The organism is Mycobacterium sp. NGS59 (genome assembly GCF_059812345.1).
Genome location: NZ_JCALCN010000009.1, coordinates 99,323 through 122,018, shown reverse-complemented (window position 1 = coordinate 122,018; position 22,696 = coordinate 99,323). Strand labels below are relative to the sequence as shown.

At 66.8% G+C, this 22,696-nt stretch carries 23 protein-coding genes; 13 read left to right on the top strand and 10 right to left on the bottom strand.

Going from position 1 to position 22,696, the window contains the following annotated elements; genetic code table 11:
• Positions 1 to 74: 74 nt before the first annotated feature.
• Positions 75 to 1,007 carry an extracellular catalytic domain type 1 short-chain-length polyhydroxyalkanoate depolymerase gene (locus tag AC5Y46_RS12965; RefSeq protein ID WP_499991462.1) on the bottom strand — a complete coding sequence of 311 codons (933 nt, stop codon included), beginning with the start codon at positions 1,005 to 1,007 and terminating at the stop codon, positions 75 to 77.
• Positions 1,008 to 1,075: 68 nt separating this feature from the next.
• Here AC5Y46_RS12965 and AC5Y46_RS12960 point away from each other — a divergent pair, with 68 nt between their 5' ends.
• Positions 1,076 to 1,525: a MarR family winged helix-turn-helix transcriptional regulator gene (locus AC5Y46_RS12960; RefSeq protein WP_499991460.1), complete on the top strand. Its 450-nt coding sequence runs from the start codon at positions 1,076 to 1,078 to the stop codon at positions 1,523 to 1,525.
• Here AC5Y46_RS12960 and AC5Y46_RS12955 read toward each other — a convergent pair.
• From AC5Y46_RS12955 to AC5Y46_RS12940, 4 genes are all read right to left on the bottom strand, one after another.
• Entirely contained in the window at positions 1,522 to 2,865 is a 1,344-nt protein-coding gene (locus AC5Y46_RS12955) for an acyltransferase family protein (protein ID WP_499991459.1), read from the bottom strand. The two genes, AC5Y46_RS12960 and AC5Y46_RS12955, sit on opposite strands and share 4 nt — an antisense overlap.
• A gap of 53 nt (positions 2,866 to 2,918) precedes the next feature.
• The gene (locus tag AC5Y46_RS12950; RefSeq protein ID WP_499943797.1) at positions 2,919 to 3,230 is read right to left on the bottom strand and encodes a hypothetical protein; all 312 of its coding nucleotides are present in this window, start codon (positions 3,228 to 3,230) and stop codon (positions 2,919 to 2,921) included.
• A 126-nt stretch (positions 3,231 to 3,356) separates the two neighbouring features.
• Positions 3,357 to 4,529, bottom strand: coding sequence for a sulfotransferase family protein (locus AC5Y46_RS12945; protein ID WP_499991457.1), 1,173 nt, complete (start codon positions 4,527 to 4,529; stop codon positions 3,357 to 3,359).
• The gene (locus AC5Y46_RS12940) at positions 4,526 to 5,590 is read right to left on the bottom strand and encodes a DUF1214 domain-containing protein (RefSeq protein WP_499991455.1); all 1,065 of its coding nucleotides are present in this window, start codon (positions 5,588 to 5,590) and stop codon (positions 4,526 to 4,528) included. The genes AC5Y46_RS12945 and AC5Y46_RS12940 overlap by 4 nt, the downstream gene beginning before the upstream one ends.
• A gap of 17 nt (positions 5,591 to 5,607) precedes the next feature.
• On the opposite strand from AC5Y46_RS12940, the gene AC5Y46_RS12935 reads away from it, so the two are divergent.
• Positions 5,608 to 6,216, top strand: coding sequence for a TetR family transcriptional regulator (locus AC5Y46_RS12935; RefSeq protein WP_499991454.1), 609 nt, complete (start codon positions 5,608 to 5,610; stop codon positions 6,214 to 6,216).
• Here AC5Y46_RS12935 and AC5Y46_RS12930 read toward each other — a convergent pair.
• Entirely contained in the window at positions 6,206 to 6,775 is a 570-nt protein-coding gene (locus AC5Y46_RS12930; RefSeq protein ID WP_499991451.1) for a TetR/AcrR family transcriptional regulator, read from the bottom strand. The genes AC5Y46_RS12935 and AC5Y46_RS12930 overlap by 11 nt on opposite strands.
• Before the next feature lie 142 nt (positions 6,776 to 6,917).
• Here AC5Y46_RS12930 and AC5Y46_RS12925 point away from each other — a divergent pair, with 142 nt between their 5' ends.
• The 9 genes from AC5Y46_RS12925 to AC5Y46_RS12885 all read left to right on the top strand — a co-directional run bounded on the left by AC5Y46_RS12925 (position 6,918) and on the right by AC5Y46_RS12885 (position 17,191).
• On the top strand, positions 6,918 to 9,140 hold the full coding sequence (locus tag AC5Y46_RS12925; RefSeq protein ID WP_499991448.1) for an acyl-CoA dehydrogenase family protein: 2,223 nt from the start codon (positions 6,918 to 6,920) through the stop codon (positions 9,138 to 9,140).
• A gap of 9 nt (positions 9,141 to 9,149) precedes the next feature.
• Positions 9,150 to 10,358 carry a thiolase family protein gene (locus AC5Y46_RS12920; RefSeq protein WP_499943803.1) on the top strand — a complete coding sequence of 403 codons (1,209 nt, stop codon included), beginning with the start codon at positions 9,150 to 9,152 and terminating at the stop codon, positions 10,356 to 10,358.
• A 15-nt stretch (positions 10,359 to 10,373) separates the two neighbouring features.
• Entirely contained in the window at positions 10,374 to 10,790 is a 417-nt protein-coding gene (locus tag AC5Y46_RS12915) for a Zn-ribbon domain-containing OB-fold protein (RefSeq protein WP_499943804.1), read from the top strand.
• 163 nt (positions 10,791 to 10,953) lie between these two features.
• Positions 10,954 to 12,312 carry an amidohydrolase family protein gene (locus tag AC5Y46_RS12910; RefSeq protein ID WP_499943805.1) on the top strand — a complete coding sequence of 453 codons (1,359 nt, stop codon included), beginning with the start codon at positions 10,954 to 10,956 and terminating at the stop codon, positions 12,310 to 12,312.
• Positions 12,309 to 14,639 (top strand): CaiB/BaiF CoA-transferase family protein, encoded by a 2,331-nt coding sequence (locus AC5Y46_RS12905; RefSeq protein ID WP_499943806.1) that lies wholly within the window; start codon positions 12,309 to 12,311, stop codon positions 14,637 to 14,639. Before AC5Y46_RS12910 ends, AC5Y46_RS12905 begins: the two co-directional genes overlap by 4 nt.
• A 1-nt stretch (position 14,640) precedes the next feature.
• Positions 14,641 to 14,970 (top strand): hypothetical protein, encoded by a 330-nt coding sequence (locus AC5Y46_RS12900; RefSeq protein ID WP_499943807.1) that lies wholly within the window; start codon positions 14,641 to 14,643, stop codon positions 14,968 to 14,970.
• Between the two features lie 12 nt (positions 14,971 to 14,982).
• On the top strand, positions 14,983 to 16,143 hold the full coding sequence (locus AC5Y46_RS12895; protein WP_499943808.1) for a thiolase family protein: 1,161 nt from the start codon (positions 14,983 to 14,985) through the stop codon (positions 16,141 to 16,143).
• Entirely contained in the window at positions 16,140 to 16,553 is a 414-nt protein-coding gene (locus tag AC5Y46_RS12890; RefSeq protein ID WP_499943809.1) for a Zn-ribbon domain-containing OB-fold protein, read from the top strand. Before AC5Y46_RS12895 ends, AC5Y46_RS12890 begins: the two co-directional genes overlap by 4 nt.
• The gene (locus tag AC5Y46_RS12885) at positions 16,550 to 17,191 is read left to right on the top strand and encodes a PadR family transcriptional regulator (protein ID WP_499943810.1); all 642 of its coding nucleotides are present in this window, start codon (positions 16,550 to 16,552) and stop codon (positions 17,189 to 17,191) included. The genes AC5Y46_RS12890 and AC5Y46_RS12885 overlap by 4 nt, the downstream gene beginning before the upstream one ends.
• On the opposite strand, the gene AC5Y46_RS12880 is transcribed toward AC5Y46_RS12885, so the two are convergent.
• Together AC5Y46_RS12880 and AC5Y46_RS12875 are read right to left on the bottom strand one after the other, a co-directional pair.
• Positions 17,188 to 17,949: an SDR family NAD(P)-dependent oxidoreductase gene (locus tag AC5Y46_RS12880; protein WP_499943811.1), complete on the bottom strand. Its 762-nt coding sequence runs from the start codon at positions 17,947 to 17,949 to the stop codon at positions 17,188 to 17,190. The two genes, AC5Y46_RS12885 and AC5Y46_RS12880, sit on opposite strands and share 4 nt — an antisense overlap.
• A 299-nt stretch (positions 17,950 to 18,248) precedes the next feature.
• Positions 18,249 to 19,079, bottom strand: a complete 831-nt coding sequence (locus AC5Y46_RS12875) for an alpha/beta fold hydrolase (RefSeq protein WP_499943812.1) — start codon at positions 19,077 to 19,079, stop codon at positions 18,249 to 18,251.
• A 64-nt stretch (positions 19,080 to 19,143) separates the two neighbouring features.
• On the opposite strand from AC5Y46_RS12875, the gene AC5Y46_RS12870 reads away from it, so the two are divergent.
• Both AC5Y46_RS12870 and AC5Y46_RS12865 read left to right on the top strand, forming a co-directional pair.
• Entirely contained in the window at positions 19,144 to 19,749 is a 606-nt protein-coding gene (locus AC5Y46_RS12870) for a TetR/AcrR family transcriptional regulator (protein ID WP_499943813.1), read from the top strand.
• A gap of 78 nt (positions 19,750 to 19,827) precedes the next feature.
• On the top strand, positions 19,828 to 20,973 hold the full coding sequence (locus AC5Y46_RS12865; RefSeq protein WP_499991439.1) for an LLM class flavin-dependent oxidoreductase: 1,146 nt from the start codon (positions 19,828 to 19,830) through the stop codon (positions 20,971 to 20,973).
• Positions 20,974 to 21,032: 59 nt separating this feature from the next.
• Here the strand turns inward: AC5Y46_RS12865 and AC5Y46_RS12860 are convergent, their stop codons facing one another.
• Positions 21,033 to 21,596, bottom strand: coding sequence for a DUF3558 domain-containing protein (locus AC5Y46_RS12860; RefSeq protein WP_499943814.1), 564 nt, complete (start codon positions 21,594 to 21,596; stop codon positions 21,033 to 21,035).
• A gap of 165 nt (positions 21,597 to 21,761) precedes the next feature.
• A complete protein-coding gene (locus tag AC5Y46_RS12855) occupies positions 21,762 to 22,571 on the bottom strand; it encodes a polysaccharide deacetylase family protein (protein ID WP_499943914.1) in 810 nt (269 codons plus the stop codon).
• Positions 22,572 to 22,696 lie beyond the last annotated feature (125 nt).

Sequence of the window (22,696 nt, the reverse complement as noted above, 5' to 3'; positions counted from 1 at the left end):
ACACTGAACGCGTAGGTTCGCCGGAACGCGCAGGTTCGCCGGAACGCGGCAGCGAATAACTGCGCGCGCGGCGTTCAGCGATGGTGCTGGGCGAAGAACCGCCAGATGGTGTCGGTGGCGTCCAGCGCGGTCGACGGCTCGGGCAGACCGAGTCTTTTCGAGACGGGTCCGCGGGCACCGCCGGGCCATTGATGCCCGGCCTCTGCTACCGAAATCAATTGCACGGCAAGGGCATCGGGGCATTCTGCTGCTTCGGTGGTGACCACCCCGGCAGTCGACGACGTCGGTGGCCCGCACCCGTCGATGGCACGCCAGGTCGCGGTCACCGACGGGACCGGCGGGCCGTCCACGCGCGGGGTCCCGTCTGCCTTCAGCGCTTTGCCCGGTCCACCGTGGTACGGAACGCTGGCGTCCGCGGTGCCGTGGATCTGCAGCACCGAGGTGGGCCGCGCCCGCGCACAATCGGTCACCAAGGTGCCCGCCACCGGGGCGATCGCGGCGAAAAAATCTGTCTCACAAGCCAGCCGCAGCGACATCATGGCCCCGTTGGACATGCCGGTGGCATAGATGCGGGTCCGATCGATCGGCAGTTGCCGCTGGATGGCAGCGACGACGGCGGTGATGAACCCGACGTCGTCGAGACGGTCCTGGGACGGGCTGCCGCAGCACGACCCGGCATTCCAGGCCCGGCCGAGTCCGTCGGGATAGGCGACCACGAAGTGGCCGCTGTCGGCTTCGGTGTCCCAGTGATAGGCACGCTCGGCCTGCGTGCCGCTGCCGTACCCGCCGTGCAGCATCACCACCAACGGCGCCGGGTCCATCAGTCCCTGCGGACGGTAGAGGTGGAAAGTTCTTGTCTTGCCGCCCCATTCGATGCTTTGGGAGGACTGACCCACCGGTATCGCCGGTGCGCCCACCGCGTGGCCGTGACTGAAACATCCGCCGACAAGGACGACCAGCGTCGCGAGGACGACGATGCCGAGTGCCCGGGTGCGCGGTGCCACCATCGACTCATCGTGACAGCCCAGACCATGATTGACAAGAAACTTGTCAATCTGTGGCACACTCTGCAGCCATGCGACGTCTGATGGATGCGCCGTGGCAACCGACCGTGCCGGCGTTGGTCCAGTTGCTGGCGGCGACCGGTGCCCCGCGGTTGAAAGCGGCTTTCGCCCAGGCCGGGCTCGACGGGATCCGTCCGGCCCAGGCGGTAGCCCTCGTCCCGCTGGCCGCCGGTGGCCTGCATGCCTCGGAGCTGGCCGACCGGCTGGCGGTGAGCCGCCAGGCCGTGGCTCAGGCGGTATCGGCGCTGGAACGCCATGACTATGTCTCCCGGGTGGCCAATCCCGACGACGCCCGCACCCTGATCATCGAGCTCACCCCACGCGGCCGCCGTGCGCTGCGGGTGATGCGTTCCAGCGCAGTCGAATTGGAGAACAAGTGGGAACACATTCTGGGTGGGCGCCGCCTCGGCGAGTTCCGCGAGATGCTGCAGCTACTGCTGGCCGCCGACCGCGACACCTAGCGCACGGCACGAATACCCAGCGCGCTACCCAATGCCCGGCCGGCCTGCGGCAGCCACGCCGCGGCCAGCACCCGAGCCGCCGCCAAGGCGATCAGCATGATCGTGACGCAGACCAGCCCCTCGTCCTTGAGGCCCCACTTCACCGCGGCCAAGATCGCCGCTCCGGCCACACACAACAAGATGCCGACCGCGGTGCCGCGTCGCGCCGACGCGACGGCGGGCGCGCCGTCCCATCCAGGCAACGGATTGTTCTCCAACGCCCGCAGGGCCACGAACAACACGGCCACCACGCCGACCATGAGGGCGAGTTGCACGAGGCTGATCGCCAGGAAGTCGGGCTGTCCCGGGAAGCGCGGGTGTCCGAGGGTGTCGAACAGCACGTGCACGCCCAGCAGCGCCGGCATGTGCCACAGGTACAGCGTCATCGCCCCGGAGTTGCCGACTGCGGTCAGCCACCAGACGCGCGGTCGCCGGGCCCACCGGTCGATCCTCGGCGCGGCAGCAATTGCCAACGCGCTGAGCACAATTGCGTGCCCGGCCAACAGCAGCGACGGAGGACTCATGTTGGCCAGCCGCTGCCCCTCGATGCCGACCAGACTCAACTCATAGGGCCCCCACTGCAGCAGCGCGAGATCTACCGCGAACATCGCCGTGGCAAGGATCACCGCGACCCGGCCGGTGATCAACCGGCGCCGGTAGGCAACGCCGAACATGCCCGGGATCAGCCACGCCGCCAGGTTGAGATAACCGAGCGGGGCCAGCGCGGACCAGTGCAACCGGACGGCGTCGACAACCGCGACCATCGCGTAGACCACAACCACCCCGCCGGCCAGTCGGGCCGGGGTGGAAATCCGGTGCAGCACCGGCATCGCCGCCAGCACCAGCACGTACACGCCGAGGAACCACAACAGCTGAATGCTGATCCCCGCGACCGGCTCGTACACGTGTCGGGGCAACACTCGATTCAGTACGACCAACGCGGCCGCCCAGAACGCGAGGTAGTAGAACACCGGCCGGAACAACCGGGTGCAGCGCTTCAACAACCAGCCGCCCCAGTTGGTGCCGGGCTGCCAGGACGCTACGCACGCCGCGGCGCCGGCGAAGAAGAACAGCGGCATGATCTGGAAGATCCAGGTCAGGGCCTGAAACACGACCGAGGTGGTGAGCAGGTTGTCCCAGATGAGTACGCCGCCGCGGATGATGCTGATCGCCATCACCGTGTGACCGATCACCACCCCGACCAAGGCGGTGATGCGGATGACGTCGATCGCGCGGTCGCGGTCGACCGGCGTGCTTGCCTCCAGTTCAGCGGCGCGCGGAAAGCCCAAAAAAGTTGTCATGAAAGCAGCTTGGCTGTCCGGCCCCCGCCGACACCTGCGTAGTACTACTCGTTCTAGGACTGATGGGCCAGGGTGAAGAAGACGTAACCGAGACAGATCAGGAAGTTCAGCGCGACCAAGACCAAGCCGGCACAGACCAGCGCGTGCTTACAGCGGCGCTGCAAGTGCACGAATTTCGCGGCCTGCTTCTCGCGGTTGTACCGGGTGGCGATCAACGCGAAGTTCACGTCCGTCATTTCCCGGTCGGCGACCACTGACCCGGTGACCAACTGCCGCAGTCGGGTCGGGGGTATGTCCACGCCGACGTGCGCGAAGCGCCGGCTCAGCCGTCGCGCCTGCCTGCGCCCAAGCACCTGACCTCGCATCTGAAGCTGCTGCGAGAGTCGCCGTCGTTCGTCGCCAAAAGGGTTCGACGGGGTCGTCACAAGCCGGAAGTCTATGTCTTTCGTCACATTTTGGGGGAAATAACGGCGTCCAATTTTTCAGCTCGTCTAGCGCAGTTCCTCGCTGGGCACCCCGTAGCGCTCTTGGTAACCGCGGACCCGGTCGCGAACCTCGCCGGCGTTCAAGCCGGTGTCCGACCAGGTGTAGCGACCGCGTCCGCCGTCACCGGGATGGGCGGCCAGAAAGTCCCGCATGCGCTGCTGGGCGTCCGGCCGCCACTCGCGACCCAGCTTCTGGTAGATGCCGCCGATCGTGGTCCACGGGTCGCCGAGGAAATCGGCGTAGTGCACGTCGATCACCCGGTCGGCAGGCACCGTGCCGCTCGCACGCAGAGCCATTTCGCGCTCGAGACCCACCACGATCTCCTCGTAGGACTGCGTGGCGCATTCGGCGATATCGGATTCGTCGCTGCCCATCCGCCGCAGGTGATGGGTGAGTGCGGCGATCGAGGAGATGACGTTGAGGGGATCGCGGTGTGTCTGCACGATCAGGGCGTCGGGGTATTCGGTGAGCAAGGCCTCGAGTTGCCACAGATGCGCGGGCGATTTCAACAGCCACTGCCCGGGCACACCGGACTGCAGATGCTGCAGGAAGATGCGGTGGAACCGGTAGGCGCCGGCATGGTCGGCCTCGTACAGCAGCCACCGGTAGTAACTGGGCAGCCGGTACTGCACCGAGAAGATCATGCTGACGAAGTCGCTGGCGGTGATGCGCACGCACTCCTGTCCGACCAGCGCGCCCATCGGGTGGAATTTCAGGAACCCGGGGATGATCTGCTCCGACATCTCCAGGCTGGCCTGCGTGACGGCGATGCGCGGGTCGTCGTGGTAGGTCTCGGGTTGCGGAACCGGGCAGGGCGCGTCGACCTCCCAGGTCAGGGGGGCGCGCAGGTCGGGATCTTGGGCGAGCAGGTCGTAGAGGATCGTGGTTCCGGTGCGGGGCTGGCCGACGATGAAGATGGGTGCGGCTACGGGCTTTTCGGTGATCCCGGGATTCTTTTTGCGCCAGGCGATCACGTCGAGCCGGTTCTTCAGCGCGCGCATCAGGTCGAGGTAGGCGATCTCGACCCCGATGGCAGACAACCGTGCCTCGGTGATTAGGCCGTCGGCGACGCGTTCGAGTCCGTCGCGCCAGCCGTCGTCGCCGAAGTCGTCGTGACCGGTTTCCTCGCACGCGGTGGCGATCAGCCGCTCCGGATCGAATCGCTCCTGCAGCGTCATGGGTGCACCGACACCGTGACGGCGGGCGGGGTCGGGTTGTCCAGCCAGCGCAGCACGACGAAACCGCGATGCCGGCCGCCGGTGTCGAGCCAGTGGCCCAGCCCGAGGTCCCGCTCGGAGATCGCGATGCGGACCCGTCCGTCCGGTCCCGGTTGCACGCCGCGGTTGGTCACCGAACTGTGCCGCCGGCGGGGTTCCAGGCACTCGTGCCAGATGCTTTCCAGGGTGACGTTCCAATACCTCGTGTCTGGGGGTTTGATGTCGAGGACCAGCGCCTGCCCGGGCTCGAGGCGATACGTCCCGATCATGTACAGGTTGTCCGGGGTGGTGTCGGCCGCGCCGAGGTCCGCGGCTTCGGCGGTCACCAGTGTGTTGGCGTTGTCCAGCAACTCGGGCTTGATGGTGCGGTGCAGCGTGGCGAGTTTCATCAGCGACCAGGCCATCGCGGTGAACTGCTCGGCCAGCGCGTCGTCGGTCAGCGGTGTGAGCGGGTCGGGGTCGAGGGCCTCGATGCGTAGGGTGGCCAGCTCTTCGTCGGCGCGGTCACCGATGTATTCCCGCACCACCACCGAGGACGCGTCGTCGGGAATCTGCAGCCACTGCGCCCCGTCGAGGTCCGCCGGTTGCCGAGCGGACAGTACGATCGCGAATTCGCCCGCGGTCAGGGCCAAATCGGTGTCGCTGAGGTACCCGGACATCCGCCGCGGCGTCAGCCCGGTGCCGGCAAGGATCTGGATGCCGAGGTAGGCGCTGGTGCCTCTGGTGCCGGTGATCCGATAGCTGCGGTCACCGCGGATCATCGCCAGGTAATAGTTGCCGTCGGGATTCGGGCCGCCGATCATCCGGTTCGGCGAGCACATGTCGAAGAACGCCGGCCGGCTCGAGTCGGCCTCGACGGCCATCTGCGAGCACAGCGACGAGACCCGCGCGATCACTCGCAGCCCTTCGAGGAGCTCCCGCTCGGTCTCGGCATCCTCGGTCACGATATTGGTGACGTCGCCCAGCATCTGCCGGAAGAACTGCCAGGCACCGACAGCCTGCGGTGCGTCGACTTGAGTCATAGTCTCATACTTAGACTATGTCTCACGTTTTGGCGAGTGGTTTCCCGGAGTCGCCCGCCGAGCGCCGGCGCGCGGCGACCCGGCAGCGCATCGCGGCAGCCGCGGCCGCGTTGGTGGCCGACGTCGGTCTGGCCGGGGCGACGGTCGAGCGGATCGCGGACGAGGCCGCCATCGGTCGGGCGACCTTCTTCCGCTACTTCAACTCCAAGGAGGACGCCGTCGCCGAAGGTGTGAACGCGCTCTGGCTGGGGCGGATCACCTCGGCGCTGGCTGCTCAGCCGGCCGGCCTGTCCGCCACCGACGCCATCGCCGGCGCCTTCGGGTCCCTCGCCGACAACTTCGTCGAGATCGAGTCCCAGGTACGGGAACTGGCCACCCTCACCAGGTCCTCGGAGACCCTGGACGCCTGGACGCTCCATATCTATGTGCGCTACGAGGCGGCGATCGCCGAGCTGGTCGCCCCACGCATGCACGGGTCGGTGCCGCAGGATCCCCGGCCGCGGCTGCTCGGGGCGCTGGCGATGGCCACCGTGCGCATCGCCCTGGACGACTGGCTGAGCCACGGCGGGTCGCTGCCCGATCGGGTTCGTGCCGGCCTGGCCTCGATAGCCGTTGCTAACGGCTGAGCGCATCCACGATCAGGCGCGTGCCCAGTTCGGCACGTCGGCGCGAATAACCCTGTGCGCCAGAAAGAATGGGGTAGACCACGCCGCCCACGATGGCATCGGCAGCGGAATCTGCGGTGACCGCGTCGATCCCGTGCGCGAGCAACCGGGTCCGGACGCTGGCGTGCAACGGCGCACTGAACCCGGCCCGCAACCTGTCGGCGGTCTCCTCGTGTTCCATGCAGGCGACGGTCAGCGTCCGCAGCATGGCCGAGCCGCGGGTCGTGGTGAGGGTGGCGGCGAGCTTGCCGACCCACTCCACCAGGTCGGCAGACAGGTCGTCGGTGTGGTTCATCGAGGCCAGGATCTTGTCGGCATCCTCGAGCATCACGTCGGCGACGAGTACCGGTCGGCTGCGCCACCAGCGGTAGATGGTCTGCTTGCCCACCCCGGCGCGGGCGGCGACCGCCTCGATGGTCAGGCCGTCGAATCCGCGCTCGAGAAGCAACTCACGCGTGGCGGTCACGATGGCCGTGCGCGACTTCTCGCTTCGGCGGCGCGGCGTGAGATCGGTCGTCATGCAGTGGTCCTCGCTCGTGGCACCGGCTTTACACACGTTGCGCTGGGCCGTAATGTCCCACAAGACGAGACGGTTCGTCTTGTAAGACGAGAGGATAGCAGCTGGTGCGGCCGAAGCCGAGTCCCATTGCGGGACCGCTGTCATGAGCGTGGGACTGACCGCCGAGCAGCAGGAGCTCAGCAACGCTGTCGCGCAGTTCGCCGCGCGGCACGCCCCCGTCGCCGCGACCCGCGACAATCTCGATGCGCTGATGGTCGGCAAGGTGCCCGACTGGTGGGAAGCTTTGGTGGGCAACGGTTTCCATGCGGTCCACCTTCCCGAGGAGGTCGGCGGCCAGGGTGGCCGGCTGATCGACGTCGCGTGCGTACTCGAGGCGGCGGCCAAATCGCTGTTGGGTGGACCGTTGCTGGCGACGGTAGCTGCGGGTGCGGTCGCGTTGCTGGCCGAGCCGACGCCGGCGAGTGAAGCGTTGCTGCGCGAACTCGCCTCCGGCGCGCCCGCCGCGGTGATCCTTCCCGACGCCGGCGACTTCCATGCCAACCTCGATGGCCAGCGATGGGTGATCGACGGGACCTCGGCGGTCACCGCGGGGCTCTGCTCGGCACGGCTGCTCCTGGTGTCGGCCCGAACCTCGGACGGAGACCTGGTGTGGGCGGTTGTCGACACCGAAAGTGCCACCGCAGCAATAGAACCCGTCGACGAGGGCACCGACCTGGTCGCCGACGTGGGAATCCTGCGCCTGACCGAACACGGTGCGACCGATGTGCTGAGCGGTATCGATGCCGAGCGCGCCGAATGCGTGGTGGTCGCGCTGGTCGCCGCCACGACAGCCGGCATCACGCAGTGGTGTGTAGACGCCGTGACCGCGCACCTGCGCATCCGGGAACAGTTCGGCAAGGTGATCGGCACCTTTCAGGCACTGCAGCACAGCGCGGCGATGCTGCTGGTCAACAGCGAGCTGGCCAGCGCCGCGGCCTGGGACGCGATCCGCGCCCTGGACGAACCCCTCGACCAGCACCGCATCGCCGCATCCGGTGCCGCCGTGATCGCGGTCTCGCCGGTGCCGGATCTGGTGCTCGATGCGCTGACCATGTTCGGCGCCATCGGCTTCACCTGGGAACACGATGTGCACCTGTACTGGCGGCGCGCGATCAGCCTGGCCGCATCGCTCGGGCCGGCAAACCGGTGGGCGCGGCGCCTGGGTAGGTTGACCTGCACGCAGCAGCGGGACATGTCGGTGGATCTGGGCGACGCCGACGCCGACTTCCGTGCGTCGGTAGCCGAAACCCTGGACGCCGCACTGCAATTGACCAACGACCAACCCGGACGCCAGGGCGACTACGACGACTTCAAGACTGGTCCGCAGCGCACCCTGATCGCCGAAGCCGGCCTGATCGCGCCACACTGGCCGGCGCCCTGGGGACTCGATGCCGGTCCGCTGCGCCAGCTCATCATCGACGACGAATTCGCCAAGCGACCAGACCTGGTCCGTCCCTCGCTCGGTATCGCCGAGTGGATCCTGCCCTCGGTGCTGCGCGCGGCGTCTGAGGATCTGCAGGACAAGCTGATTCCGCCGACACAACGTGGCGAGATCGCGTGGTGCCAGTTGTTCAGCGAGCCGGGGGCCGGATCCGATCTGGCCGCGCTGAGTACCCGTGCCACCAAGGTCGACGGCGGCTGGAAGATCAACGGGCACAAGATCTGGACGTCGGTGGCGCACCGGGCAGACTTCGGTGCGCTGTTGGCCCGGACCGATCCGGACGCCGCGAAGCACCGCGGCATCGGTTACTTCATTCTCGACATGCGCTCATCGGGTATCGAGATCCAACCGATCAAGACCGCAACCGGGGAAGCGCATTTCAACGAGGTGTTCCTGACCGACGTGTTCATCCCCGATGACATGTTGCTCGGTGACGCGGTCGGCGGCTGGAACCTGGCCATTGCCACCATGGCCGAAGAGCGTTCGGCCATCAGCGGATACGTGAAGTTCGACCGCGCCGCCGCGTTGCGCCGGCTCGCTTCGCAGGACGGACCGGACCGGGAGGATGCGCTGCGCGCGCTGGGCGAACTCGACGCGTACACCAACGCGATCAAGGCGCTGGGCGTGCGGGAAACCATCCGGTTGCTCGACGGCCAGGCGTCGGGACCGGCATCCAGCATCGCCAAGGTCGCGATGAACGTGTTGCTGCGCCGAACTTTTGCGGCCACGCTGCAGCTGACCGGACGGCTGGCCATGGTTGCCGACTCGGAACCGGCGATCGTCGAGCCCTATCTGCACCTACCCGCCGAGCTGATCGGCGGCGGCACCAGAGAGATCCAGCTGAACATCATCGCCCAGATGATTCTCGGATTGCCCCGTAAGTAAGGACACCGGATGGGATTACGCGGAGAAGCCGCCATCGTCGGATACGTCGAGCTGCCGCCCGAGCGACTGAACAAGGCCTCGCCGGCGCCGTTCGTCCTCGAGCAGTGGGCGGAGCTGGCCGCGGCCGCGCTCGACGACGCGGGCTTGACGGGTGACGTCGTCAACGGCATCGCGGCGTCGCATCTCGCCGAGTCGCAGATCTTCGTGCCGTCCACCATCGCCGAATACCTGGGTATCCCAGCACGATTCGCCGAGCTCGTGGATCTCGGCGGTGCCAGTGCCGCCGCCATGGTGTGGCGGGCGGCCGCGGCCATCGAGCTGGGGATCTGTGACGCGGTGCTGTGCGCGCTGCCGGCCCGCTACATCACGCCGTCGTCCAAGAAAAAACCCAGGCCGATGGTGGACGCGATGTTCTTCGGATCGTCGAGCAATCAATACGGTTCTCCGCAAGCCGAATTCGAGATCCCCTACGGCAACCTCGGCCAGAACGGGCCCTATGGTCAGGTGGCTCAGCGGTACGCCGCCGTCTACGGCTACGACGAGCGGGCGATGGCCAAGATCGTGGTCGACCAGCGGGTCAACGCCAACCACACCGACGGAGCGATCTGGAAGGACAAGCCGCTCACCGTCGACGACGTGCTCGCCAGCCCGGTCATCGCCGATCCGCTGCACATGCTGGAGATCGTGATGCCGTGCGTCGGTGGCGCCGCCGTGGTCGTCGCCAATGCCGACATCGCCAGGCGGACCCGGAACCGACCGGTGTGGATCAAGGGATTCGGTGAGAACGTACCGTTCAAGACGCCCACCTACGCCGAGGATCTGTTGCTGACGCCGATGACCGCGGCCGCCGACACCGCCTTCGGCATGACCGGTCTGGGCCGCGATCAGATGGACATGGTCTCGATTTACGACTGCTACACCATCACCGTGATGTTGTCCCTGGAGGACGCGGGGTTCTGCGAAAAGGGCAAGGGACTGGAGTTCGTCGCCGGTCACGACCTGACCTTCCGCGGGGACTTCCCGCTCAACACCGCCGGCGGTCAACTCGGTTTCGGGCAGGCCGGACTGGCCGGCGGCATGCACCACGTCTGCGACGCGACCCGCCAGATCATGGGCCGCGCGGGTGCCGCTCAGGTCGCCGACTGCAACCGGGCGTTCGTCTCCGGCAACGGCGGGATCCTGTCCGAACAGACCGCGCTGGTCCTCGAAGGCGATTGAGCAGCAGGAGAATTCATGGCCATCAGCTTCGACCGGCCGATGCCGGTCAAGACACCCACCACCGCGCCGTTCTGGGATGCGCTGGCCGAACACCGCGTGGTGATCCAGTACTCGCCGTCGTCGCAGGCCTTCGTGTTTTACCCGCGGGTGCGCGCCCCACGCACCCTGGCCGACGACCTGGAATGGCGCGAGATCTCCGGCATGGGGACGCTGTACTCGTTCACCGTCGCGCGCCGACCGGTCAGCCCGCACTTCGCTGACGCGGTGCCGCAACTGCTCGCCATCGTCGAATGGGACGAGGGCCCAAGGTTTTCCACCGAGATGGTGAACGTCGAGCCGGGTGACCTGGAGGTCGGGATGCGGGTGCGTCCGGTGTTCGTCGACTACCCCGAGCACGAGGTGACCATGCTGCGCTACGAACCCGCCGACTGAGTCCCCGTCGGCGAGGCGGGGCCAGCGGGGCCGACTATTAGTCACATCGGGGCTACCGGCCGATCACTGGTTGGCCTGCGGTTATGGTCGCCATGACGATTGACCCGTTGCACGTATCAGTGTCTACTAGTCCTTGAATCGGCCACCGTCGGGAAGCACGCCCATGAACAAAGACGATCTGATCCTGATCAGCGTCGACGACCACATCGCCGAGCCGGCAGACATGTTCGACGCGCACGTTCCCGCCAGGTACAAGGACCGCGCGCCCCGGGTGGTGATCGAACCGGACGGGATCCAGCAGTGGTACTACGGTGAGATCCGCGGACGCAACATGGGATTGAACGCCGTCGCCGGCAAACCCCGCGAGATGTACAACGTCGACGCGTCACGCTACGACGAGATGCGTCCGGGTTGCTTCAACGTCGACGAGCGGGTCCGCGACATGAACGCCGGTGGGCAACTGGCCGGTTTGAACTTCCCCAACTTCACCGGCTTCTCCGGACAGGTGCTCAACCAGGGACCCGACCGCGACGTGAACCTGGTCATGATCAAGGCCTACAACGACTGGCACGTCGACGAATGGTGCGCGGCATATCCGGGGCGATTCATCCCGTGCGGGATCCTGCCACTCTACGACGTCGCCGAAGCCGCCAACGAAGTGAAACGGCTGGCAGACAAGGGATGTCACGCGGTGACCTTCTCGGAGAACCCGGAAGCGTTGCAGATGCCCAGCATTCACACCAAGTACTGGTACCCGCTGTTCGAGGCGGTGTGCGAGAACAAGACGGTCCTGTGCACACATGTCGGTTCGGCGTCGCGGTCACCGATGGTCTCCCTGGACGCACCGGCCAGCGTGATGATGACGGCCTCGTCGATGATGAGCATGTTCACCTTCACCGAGCTCATCTGGGCCGAGTTCTGGTCGGACTTCCCGGACTTGAGATTCTCGCTCACCGAGGGCGACGTGGGCTGGATGCCGTACTTCGTCTGGCGCGCCGAGCACGTGTACAAACGCCATTCGGGTTGGACGCTGGCCAAATTCCCGCCCGGCTACGCCGGACCGGCCGACGTGTTCAAGCGGCACTTCTACACCTGCTTCATCAGCGACAAAGTCGGCGTACGAAACCTGGACTGGTTCAACGAGGACATGCTGTGCTGGGAGTCCGACTTTCCGCACTCCGACAGCAACTGGCCGTTCGCGCCGGAGGACGTCATCGAGACCATGGGTCACCTCGACGACTCCGTCGTCGACAAGATCACCCATGAAAACGCGATGGCCGCATACTCTTTCGACCCGTTCAAGTACATCCCCAAAGACCAGGCGCGGGCCGGCTACCTGCGCAGCCAGGCCGCCGACGTCGACGTGGTGACCCACGTCGGTCACGAAGCCAGCCAGCGTGACCGCGACGCGTGGACCCGGATGACACAGTTCGCCCTCCAGGCCCAAGGCGTGACGGCGCCGGTGACCGTGGAGGCCGCGGGGATCGCCGGTCGCGCGACCACCCTGGGCAACGGAGCGTGACCGCGGAGCCGCCGTTCACCGGGTGGCGGGTGCTGGAGTCCTCGAACGGCATCGCGGCCGCGTATGCCGCCAAGATGTTCGCCGACGCGGGAGCCGACGTCGTGAAAGTCGAGACACCGCCCGGTGATTCGCTGCGTAACTGGTCGGCGGGCGGCGGTCGCCCCGGCGCCCTGTTCGGCTACCTGGCCGCCGGCAAGAAATCAGTGACAGACCGTGATCCCGCCCTGTTGGCCGGAGCCGACATCGTATTCACCGACCTGACCGGCGGCTGGACGTTGGATGAGATTGCGGCGCAGACGAGTTCGTCCGCGGTAGTGGTAGCCGTGACACCGTTCGGGACGACCGGACCCTATGTCGACGACCAGGTACTGGCCAACGAGTTCATCCTGCAGGCGTTGTGCGGGTCGACGGCCGGGCGCGGCTGGCCCGGCGACGAACCGGTCCAGGCGGGCGGCCGACTGGGCGAGTGGCTGGCCGGCACCTGCGCCGCGGCGGTCGCGGCCGCCACGGCGCGACATGCCGCCCGGACCGGCCGCGGCGAGGTCGTCGACGTCTCGATTTTCGAGGCGATGGCGATCGCGATGGGCGGTCTCCCGGCCATGTCGGCGAGCGTGCTGGGCGCGGACTCGCTGCTGTTCGCCCGCAGCCTCGAGCTGCCGTCGATCGTCCCCACCGCCGACGGCATGGTCGGCTTCTGCACCATCACCGCACAGCAGTTCCAGGACTTCCTGGTGATGATCGAGCGCGACGACCTGATCGGAGATTCCGAGTTGGCGTCCTTCGACGGCCGGATCGCGCGGCGCGATGAATTCCTCGACATGGTCACCCGATGGACCAGCAGTCGCACCACCCAGGAGATCGTCGATCTGGCCGTGGCGTTCCGGATCCCGGTGGCGCCCATCGCGACTCCCGCCACCCTGCCGGCCGTCGACCACTTCGTGCAGCGCGGTGTCTTCGTCGAATCCGCCCTCGGCGTGCTGCAACCGCGGGTTCCGTACCGCGCTGACGCTTTCGCGACCAGAGCACCCGGACGTCCACCGGATCTGGGCGCCGACAACGGCAATGTGCACTGGCCGCCCAGGCCGACCCGGACCGTTACGGGCGATGCCGGCGCACTTCCGTTGTCCGACATCCGAGTCACCGACCTGACCGCGTTCTGGGCCGGTCCGGTCGCCACCCAGTTCCTCGGCAGTCTCGGGGCCGACGTGATCAAGGTCGAGGGGGTGCGCCGCCCCGACGGCATGCGATTCTCCGCCGGACGCCCGCCCAGCTGGGACCAGTGGTGGGAATGGGGCCCGGTGTTCCTGTGCAGCAACAACAACAAGCGCGCGATCAGCGTCGAACTCGGCACCGACGCCGGACGGGACGTGGCGCTCAATCTCATCGCCGCAACCGATCTCGTCATCGAGAACTTCTCACCCCGGGTGATGGCGAACTTCGGACTGGAATGGGATGCGGTGCAGGCCGCCAACCCGCGTGCGGTGATGGTGCGGATGCCGGCCTTCGGCCTCGACGGTCCGTGGCGCGACCGCGTCGGCTTCGCGCAGACCATGGAGCAGGCGACCGGGATGGCGTGGATGACCGGTCATACCGACGGGCCTCCGCTGATTCCGCGGGGCGTGTGCGACCCGATCGCGGGGTTGCATGCGGCGTTCGCGGCGGTGGCGGCGTTGGTGGTCCGCGATCGGGACAGCGTCGGTGTGCATGTCGAATCGACCATGGTCGAGGCGGCACTGAACGTGGCCGCCGAGATGGTGGTGGAGTTTTCGCGAAACCGAATCGAATTGCGGCGTCAGGGCAATCGCGGGCCGGGAGCCGCCCCGCAGGGGGTGTACCGCTGCCAGGGTGACGACCAGTGGGTTGCGCTCGCCGCCGTGGACGACGCCGGTCGCGGGTCGCTGGGGCGTCTGATCGGTCGGCCCGAGCTGGGTCCGGGCGAAGCCGAATGGCGGGAACATGCCGACGAACTCGACAAGCTGATCACGGATTGGGCGGTGCGGCACACCGTGTCCGACGCGGTGCGCGCACTGCGATCGCACGGCGTGGCCGCGGCGCCGCTCACCGCGTCGGCCGGATTGCTCGGTGACCCGCACCTGCTCGCCCGCGGCTTCTGGGAGCGGGTCGAGCACCCCGTCGCGGGGTCATTCCTGTGCACCGGTATGCCATTCGCCTTCGTCGGCAAGACGCGGCGCTGGATCCGCCGCGTCGCACCACTGTACAGCCAGCACACCGACGAGGTACTCAGCGACGTATTGGGTTGGCAGGCAGAAGATCTCGCGGTCCTGTCCGAGTCCGGTGTCACCGCGTCCCGCCCGGCGGGACTGTGACGTGGCTGTCACGCTGTGTGTACCGCCCCGCTCCGGTGAGCTGTGTGCGCCGGTGCGGTTCCTACTGCGTCAGGACTCGGTGGTGATGGAACTGACCGCACGGCACCGCATCACGGGGGTCGAGTGGGACGAAGCGGAGCAGGCAGTGGCGATGGTCGTCGAGATCACCGATCCACAGACCGCGCGGCCGGTCGACGTGCGGATCGACGTCGTGGAACACGGCGCACCGACCGTCGACGCGCGTGCGACGACGATCGGCGTCATCAACCGGAACGGATGCGAATACGACGTCCTGGGAAGGTATCTCGGCGTGGTAGCGGACGAAAACTGAAGTGGAGGCGGGTTGAGTGCGACCAAGCGCACGGCGGCCATCGTCGGCGTGTACAACACCGCGCAGGGCCGCCGGCTGGACGGCGCGACCTCACGCGGCTTGGCCATCGAAGCCATCCAGGGAGCACTGCGCGACGCCGGCCTGAGTCTCGACGATGTGGACGGGATCAGCGCGAGCCCGATGTCCACCTCGTTGATCTACGACTTGCGCATCGGACCGGCTTGGCAGGGAATGGGTTTCGGTGTCGGCATGATCACCGAGGCGGCCACCGCGATCGAACACGGTATGGCCGACGTAGTGGTGCTCGTGGCCGCGCAGGCCGGTGAATACCGCGACCACGAGGCCACCGCACCCTGGACGCGCCCGGAAAACGAATTCGTGGCGCCGTGGGGCATGTTCACCACCGCCGAGTTCGCGCTCATCGCGAGACGGCACATGCACGTCTACGGCACCACCCGCGAGCAGCTGTCGATCGTCGCGGCCACCATCCGTAACAACGGGTCGCGCAACCCCGAAGCCGTTTACTATCAACGCGGTCCGTTCACCCCGCCCGACATCACCGCATCCCGGCCGATCGCCGACCCGTTCCATCTGCTCGACTGCGCCACCACCTCCGAGGGTGGCTGCGCGCTGGTGCTGGCCAACTTGGAATCGACCGAGACGACGACCCGGCCGATCTACATCCTGGGCAGCGGCGCGGACTTTCACGGCCCGTCGTATCAACATCCACCCGCCTGGGACCTGAAGGGGCGCCGCAGCGATCACGTGAACGGTGTGGTGGGCCGGCACGCCGCCGATCGCGCCTTCGCCCACGCCGGGTTGCGGCGCGACGACGTCGACGTGCTGGAACTCTACGACCCCTTCTCGTTCGAAATCATCCGCCAATTGGAGGCTTTCGGTTTCTGCGGCGAGGGCGAGGGCGGACCCTTCGTCGCCGACGGTCACATCGCGATCGACGGCAGTCACCCGATCACCACCGACGGAGGAACCATGTCGTTCAGCCACGCCGGCGCCAACCCGCAGATGATGCAGCGGGCCGTACGGGCGGTGCAGCAACTCCGGGGCCAGGCGGGCGAGCTGCAGGTACCCGACGCTCATATTGCGTTGTGCAGCAACGGAGGAGCGGGAGCTCTGTTCACTACGGTGCTGCTGCTGGGGGACGAGCCGCGATGAAGCTACGACCGCAGGCCGGGCCGGTACCACACGCCAGCAGTCACCTGAGCATCCCGTTCTGGGAAGGATGCCGATCCCACCAATTGCTCTATCAGCGTTGCGGCGGATGCGGACAAGCCAATTTCCCGCCGACCGAGCATTGCCGCCAATGTCTTTCGGCGCAGCTGAGTTGGACGCCAAGTGCCGGTGAGGGTGAGATCTACAGCTGGACCGTCGTGCACCGACCGGTCACCGCGGAGTTCGAACCGCCCTATGCGCCGGCGATCGTCACCCTGGACGAGGGTTATCAGCTGCTGACCAACATCGTGGGCGTGGACGCCGATGCGCTCGAGATCGGCATGCGGGTGCGGGTGCAGTTCCATCCTGTCGATTCCGACGTCACGCTGCCGTACTTCACCGGGGCGCCGTGAGCCCGGCCCGGACCGTCGCCGGACTGCCGATCACCGCCTATCTGGTGTTGGGGGTGCTGGCCGCGAACGACGAGCAACTCACCGCCGGCGAGATCAAGATGCGCGCCGAGCTCTCCGTCGGCCACTTCTACTGGTCACCCTCGGTCAGTCACGTGCGCCGCGAACTCAACAGGCTGCTGGAACGCGGCATGGTCGACGAGGTCGAGGCCCGGTCCGGGAAGCGGTCCATCACCCTCTACGGCACCACCGACGCCGGACGGGATGCGTTGCGGCGCTGGGTGCAGCACTTCCCGGGCCAGGACCAGGTCGTCATCAAACATCCCGTGATCCTGCGGACGTGGCTCGCCCGCGGCGAGGACCCCGAACGTGTCGTCGACACTCTGGTTCGGCACCTCGAGGCCACCAGAGCCCGGCTGGACGAGGCGTTGTGGTCGAGGCAACGGTCGCGCGAGCTCGGCATCACCGACGACCCCGAGCAGCGTTACTCCTTCGCGGTCTTGGACTACGCGATCCGAGGCCTGTACTCGGAACTGTCCAATATCGCGCAGCTACGCGACGAAATCGCCACCGGCACAACGCGAGATCCGGTCAAACGGGTACGGCGAACCAAGGGACAGATCCGTCGACGCCGGGATTAGGCGCCCAGCATGACCAGACCGCCATCCACTGCCAGCAGCTGCCCGGTGATGAAGGCCGAGCCGGGCCCGGCAAGAAACACCAGGACCGGTCCGAGGTCACGGTCGGGATCGCCCAGCGCCCCGCCGAGCGGAATCCTGGTCTGGAGTTGCTGATCGATCAGGGCGCCGGCTTCGGGACCGAGAAAGTCTCGCAGGCGATCGGCGCCGGGTGTCTGCACCGCCGGCGCCAGGGCGTTGACGGTGACCCGGTCGGCGGCCCAGGCTTGCGCCGCCGAACGTGTCCACGCCTGCACCGCGCCCTTCGTCGCGGCGTAGACGGCCGAGATCGGGCTGCCCATAACGGCTTCCGAGGAGCCGAAGTTGATGATGCGACCGCCGCTACCCTTCATCACCGCGTACGCCGCCTGATTGGTCAGCATTGTCGCCTTGACGTTGGTGTCCAACAGAAACGAGATCTGTTCGGCGTCGATGTATCCGGGGATTCCGGGCTGCCACAGTCCCGCGGCGTTCACCAAAACGTCGAGACCGCCCAGCTTTTCGGCCACTTGATGCACCGTTGCCGAGACGGCGTCGGCGTCGCGTACGTCGCACTGCAACCAGGTCGCCGCCAGCTCTTCGGGTGGCGGCGTCTGGTGGTACGTCGCAGCAACCTGTGCGCCGGCATCGGTGAGTGCGGCGACCGCGGCCGCGCCGATACCTGTGGCCGCGCCTGTCACCAGGATCCGTCGGCCCGTCAGCGGCGCCATGTTGTCTGACATGACGGCCAGGCTAGTACCTGGATTTGACGATGGCGTCGGTGCCGTCTTGGTCGTTGGCCCAGCGGGCGGCTGTGGGCGCGAGGGCCTGCAGGGTGAGCCGTTTCTCCGCGTCTTCGGTGTGAAGCCTTGACTTTGGTTGTGAAGGGAGGGCTTTCGGGGTGAACGGAGGGCGGGAACTTCGGTCATATCCCACCCAGGGCGCACACTGAAAGCCCGGGATTCACGCTGAAAGCCCAGAGTTCACACCCGAAAGCCCAGGGATTCACACCCGAAAGCCCTGGCTCGCCCGGACGTGGCGACTAGGCGGGTACGGCGACCGAGGACACCAGCGCGGCAAGCCGCTGGGGTTGGTCGACCATGCAAAAGGTGCGCGCCCCCTCGATGACTTCCAGCCGCGCATTCGGAATGGTCGCAGCCAGGCGGCGGGCGTCCTCGAGCTCGAACAGGGTGTCGTCACCCGACCACGCGATCAGAGTCGGTTTGTCGAATTCGGGCAACCGGGCGGCGACGCCGGTGGTGACGTCGGTACGCAACGACAGCGTGAGTTGGCGAAGGTCTTCCGCGATCGCCGGATCGGCCAGTGCCGGACGTACCCAGATCTGCGTGAAATCGTCAATGTCGTTGTGCGCCAATCCTTCATAAGCCCGCCGCCGGGCGGCGGGGGCGCGCATCGTCTGCATCGCCGTGCGGAACAACGACTTCGACTTGGCCGCCAGGATCACCGGCTTCAGGATTGGCGGCGGAAAGTGTTCGAACGCGTCGCAACTGGTGAGCACCAGCGCACCGATGCGATCGGGATGGTGCACCGCAACCAGCTGAGCGACCACACCACCGGTGTCGTTGCCGACCAGGACCACGTCGTCGAGGCCGAGCGCGTCGATCGTGTCGGCGACGATTTTGGCGACGCCGGTGATGGTGGCGTCGGTGGCCGGTCGCAGCGGTTGCGGGTGCGCCCCGAGTGGCCAGGTGGGCGCGATGCAGCGCAGACCGTGCTCGGCGAGAAGCACGCTGACGTGGCGCCACAGTTGGCCGCCCATCAGGTATCCGTGCACGAATACGACCGGCCTGCCGTCCTCGGGTCCGGTTGCTTCGTAGTGGATGGTTCCGGCGTTAATGTCGATCGTCGGCATCAGGACTCCTACTAGAGATAAGCTTACAAACAGTCTGTCTGTTCGTAAATTACCAACAGGTTGTATGGAAATCAAGAGACGCACCCAGGAGGAACGCTCCGCGGCAACCCGCGAGGCGTTGATCTCGGCTGCCCGCAAGTTGTGGGGATCGCGCGGTTACTCGGAGGTGGGTACGCCGGAGATCGCCACCCAGGCCGGCGTCACCCGCGGCGCGATGTATCACCAATTCACCGACAAGGCAGCGCTTTTCCGCGATGTGGTCGAGGCGGTCGAGCAGGATGTGATGGCTCGGCTGGGCACCCTGGTCGCCTCATCGGGAGCGACGACGCCCGCCGACATGATTCGTGCCGCGATCGACGCATGGCTGGAGGTGTCGGGGGATCCCGAAGTGCGCCAACTGATCCTGCTGGACGCGCCCGCCGTCCTCGGGTGGTCCGGCTTCCGCGACGTCGCCCAGCGCTACAGCCTGGGCATGACCGAGCAGATGATCACCGCTGCCATCGAGGCGGGTCAGCTGGACCGGTTGCCGGTCCGCCCCCTGGCGACCGTCTTGATCGGCGCGCTCGACGAGGCGGCCATGGCGGTCGCGACCGCCGACGATCAACCGCGAGCCCGTGCGGAGGTCGGGCAGGTGCTGCGCCGGCTGGTGGACGGGATGCTCAAGGACTGACGTCGGGTAGCGCGATACCCATGCCAATCGCATTCGCCTGTCTGATACTGAACGCTCGGGCGCGAGAAAGGACAGCGCATGACGCGGTTTCGTGTAGGTGTCGGCGACGGGATCGTGGCCGCCCGTCCGACGGCGGAGATGTTCAACCGAGGCAACTATCTCGGTGCGGTCGCCAATCGCGTCGACTCATTCTGGGTGCCTGATCACCTCAATCAACTGTTCCCCCGCGCGTTGTGGCAGCAGAAGTATTGTGGTGCAACAAAATTCATACCGAAAATCGATGCCGCCATGGAGCCGTGGACTATGCTCGGGCATCTCGCCGCGCGCAATCGGGTCGGGCGTCTGCGTCTCGGTGTGGCTGTAACAGACACAGGGCGGCGCAACCCGGCCGTGACTGCACAGGCCGCTGCCACGCTGCACCTGCTCACTCGCGGCAGGGCGATCTTGGGTATCGGTCCCGGCGAGCGAGAAGGCAACGAACCCTACGGCGTGGACTGGTCCACACCGGTGGCGCGGTTCGAAGAAGCGATGGCCACCATCCGCGCTTTGTGGGATTCCGGCGGCGAACTCGTCAACCGGGACTCTCCCTACTTTCCGCTCCGTAACGCCATTTTCGATTTGCCGCCGTATCGGGGGGAGTGGCCGCAGATTTGGATCGGCGCCCACGGCCCGCGCATGCTGCGTGCCACCGGACGGTATGGAGACGCCTACTTTCCCAGCTTCTGGCACCCTCCGGAGGAGTACTCACAGCGCCTGGACCTCGTGCGGTCAGCGGCGTCCGACGCCGGCCGCGACCCGATGGCCATTCTTCCGGCCATGCAGATGTTCGTCATCACCGGCCGCACCCGCGATGACGTCGACGAAGCGTTCGACTCAGAATTGGTTCGGGCGTTTGGGCTCAACTGCTCAGACGCAGTTTTCACCCGCCACGGTGCCCAGCATCCCCTCGGTGCAGGTTTCAGCGGTGCGCAGGATTTCCTTCCGCACGACATGAACGAGGAAACCGCGTTGTCGCACGTCGCGGGCGTCCCACCGGCTGTGGTGCGAGAGGTCCTGCTCAACGGAACACCCGATGACGTGATCGATCAGGTCGCGCACTGGCGGGACTGCGGTGTCCACTACATGGTGTTGATCAACCTCAGCTTCTTGCAGCGGAGTCTGCGCAAAGGGTTGGCATCGGTAGTGCCGTTCAACGCCATCGTCCGAGGGGTCAGGAAGTTGTGATGGCGCAATCACCGAGGCTGAAATTCTGCAGCAGAAGTGCGAGTGCGAGTCCGTAAGAGTCACTTCACCGTCGCGATCGTCCGGCGGGACAGCTCGGTGGCGATGTCGCACGGATTGGGAAACGGCTTCTTGACGAACTGGACCGACCACTCGAAGAAGTCGTCACCGAATTGGATGGCGACGTCGCACAACCGGGTGCCGATCCGGTCGCTGGCCATCGCGATATAACCGCTGTGCCCGTCGACGGTGATGTCGCTGACGGTGGAGCGGGTGAGGTCCTCGTTCTTGCGCTCACGGCCGATGGGACTGCCGCGAAACCAGCTGAAGGAGAACCACGGGCCGTCGATGCTGCCGCGCACCAGCCACTGGCAACCCATCGGGTTGCGTGCGGTGACGACGAGCCCGGCTGTGTTGGTCAGTTCTGCGATGGTCTGGTCGCTCACGCCGCCGCACTCCGGGAACGACGGGCCGTGGTTTGCCGCTCGGGTGGTGTGCTTGGGCGAGGTCGACGGACGGTCCGCGGGTGCGTGCGAGCCACCCTGGCAGGCGGCCAGCGGAGATATCAAGACCAACAGTGCCCATGCGCTCACCCGATACCGGGGCTTTCGCTGCGCAACGGGCACCCGTCCATCATCGCCGATGACACCGCACAAAGACGTCGGCGGTGAGGGTGCGCAGATGTACAGGGACACGCCGGCGCGGCCGCCATTCTGCGCAAGCGCACGGCGCGCCGAGGCGAGCGGCCCTTCGGGGGATTATCGTTGTGCCGCAGCACCTTTGACGGACGGCTACGGCGTCTTGAGAAAGACGTCGTTGAAGGTGACGGTGCGCAGTTTGCGTTCCCGGATGATGGCGACCAACTGCGGGTAGACGTGGGTGACCGGCAGGTGGTTGAGGTGCCCGATCACGATCGACTGGGGAGTGAAGTACTGGTCGGCCATCTTCACGATGTATTCCTCGGTGATCAGCGTCGAATCCGACAGCGAACCCGACCACAAAACCGGCACGTTGTATCCGAGGTCGGCGGCCACCGCGTCGACGACGGCGTTGTGCTTGGCGTACGGGGGCCGCCAGTACGGTTTGGCGCCTACGCCGTACGTCTTCTTGAGGAAGTCGTCGTTGCGGGAGAGCTGCTTGGCGATCTCGCCCTTGGAGATCGTGGTGCAGTCGGGATGCGACCAGGTGTGGTTGCCCAGCTCGATCTGGCCGGATTCGACCAGCGGCCGCAGCAAGGCCAGATTCTCGGTCCACGAGTCGTAGATCCCGTTGACGAAGAACGTCAGCCGGATGCCGGTGTCCTTGGCGAACTGCGTGTAGGCGCGCACGACCTCGGAGTTGGTGCCGTCGTCAACCGTCAGCGCGAGCAGGTCACCGCTGCCGGGGAGTTGGCTGAGCACGCCACCGCCGGGCAGTTGGATGCGGGCGCTGGGAGGGGGCGGCGGCAGCAGGCCCGCGGTCGGACCGGCAGGCGGCACGACCTCGGCGGCCGCCGGCGTCTGGGCGAACGTCCGCGGCTGCGGATCGACCATGCACCGGGCCAGGCCCACGCTGGCGATGGTTGAGGCGGCCAGTGACCCCAGGAAACGGCGGCGGTTCAGCTCAGACATCGCGGGATCCGGGCGCGCCCGAAAGGGGGCTGCTACCTGCGTTGACCAGCGACGACACCACAGCAGCGAACCGTACCACGACCCGCGCGGCCAATCCGCGAGGAACGCCGGTGGTG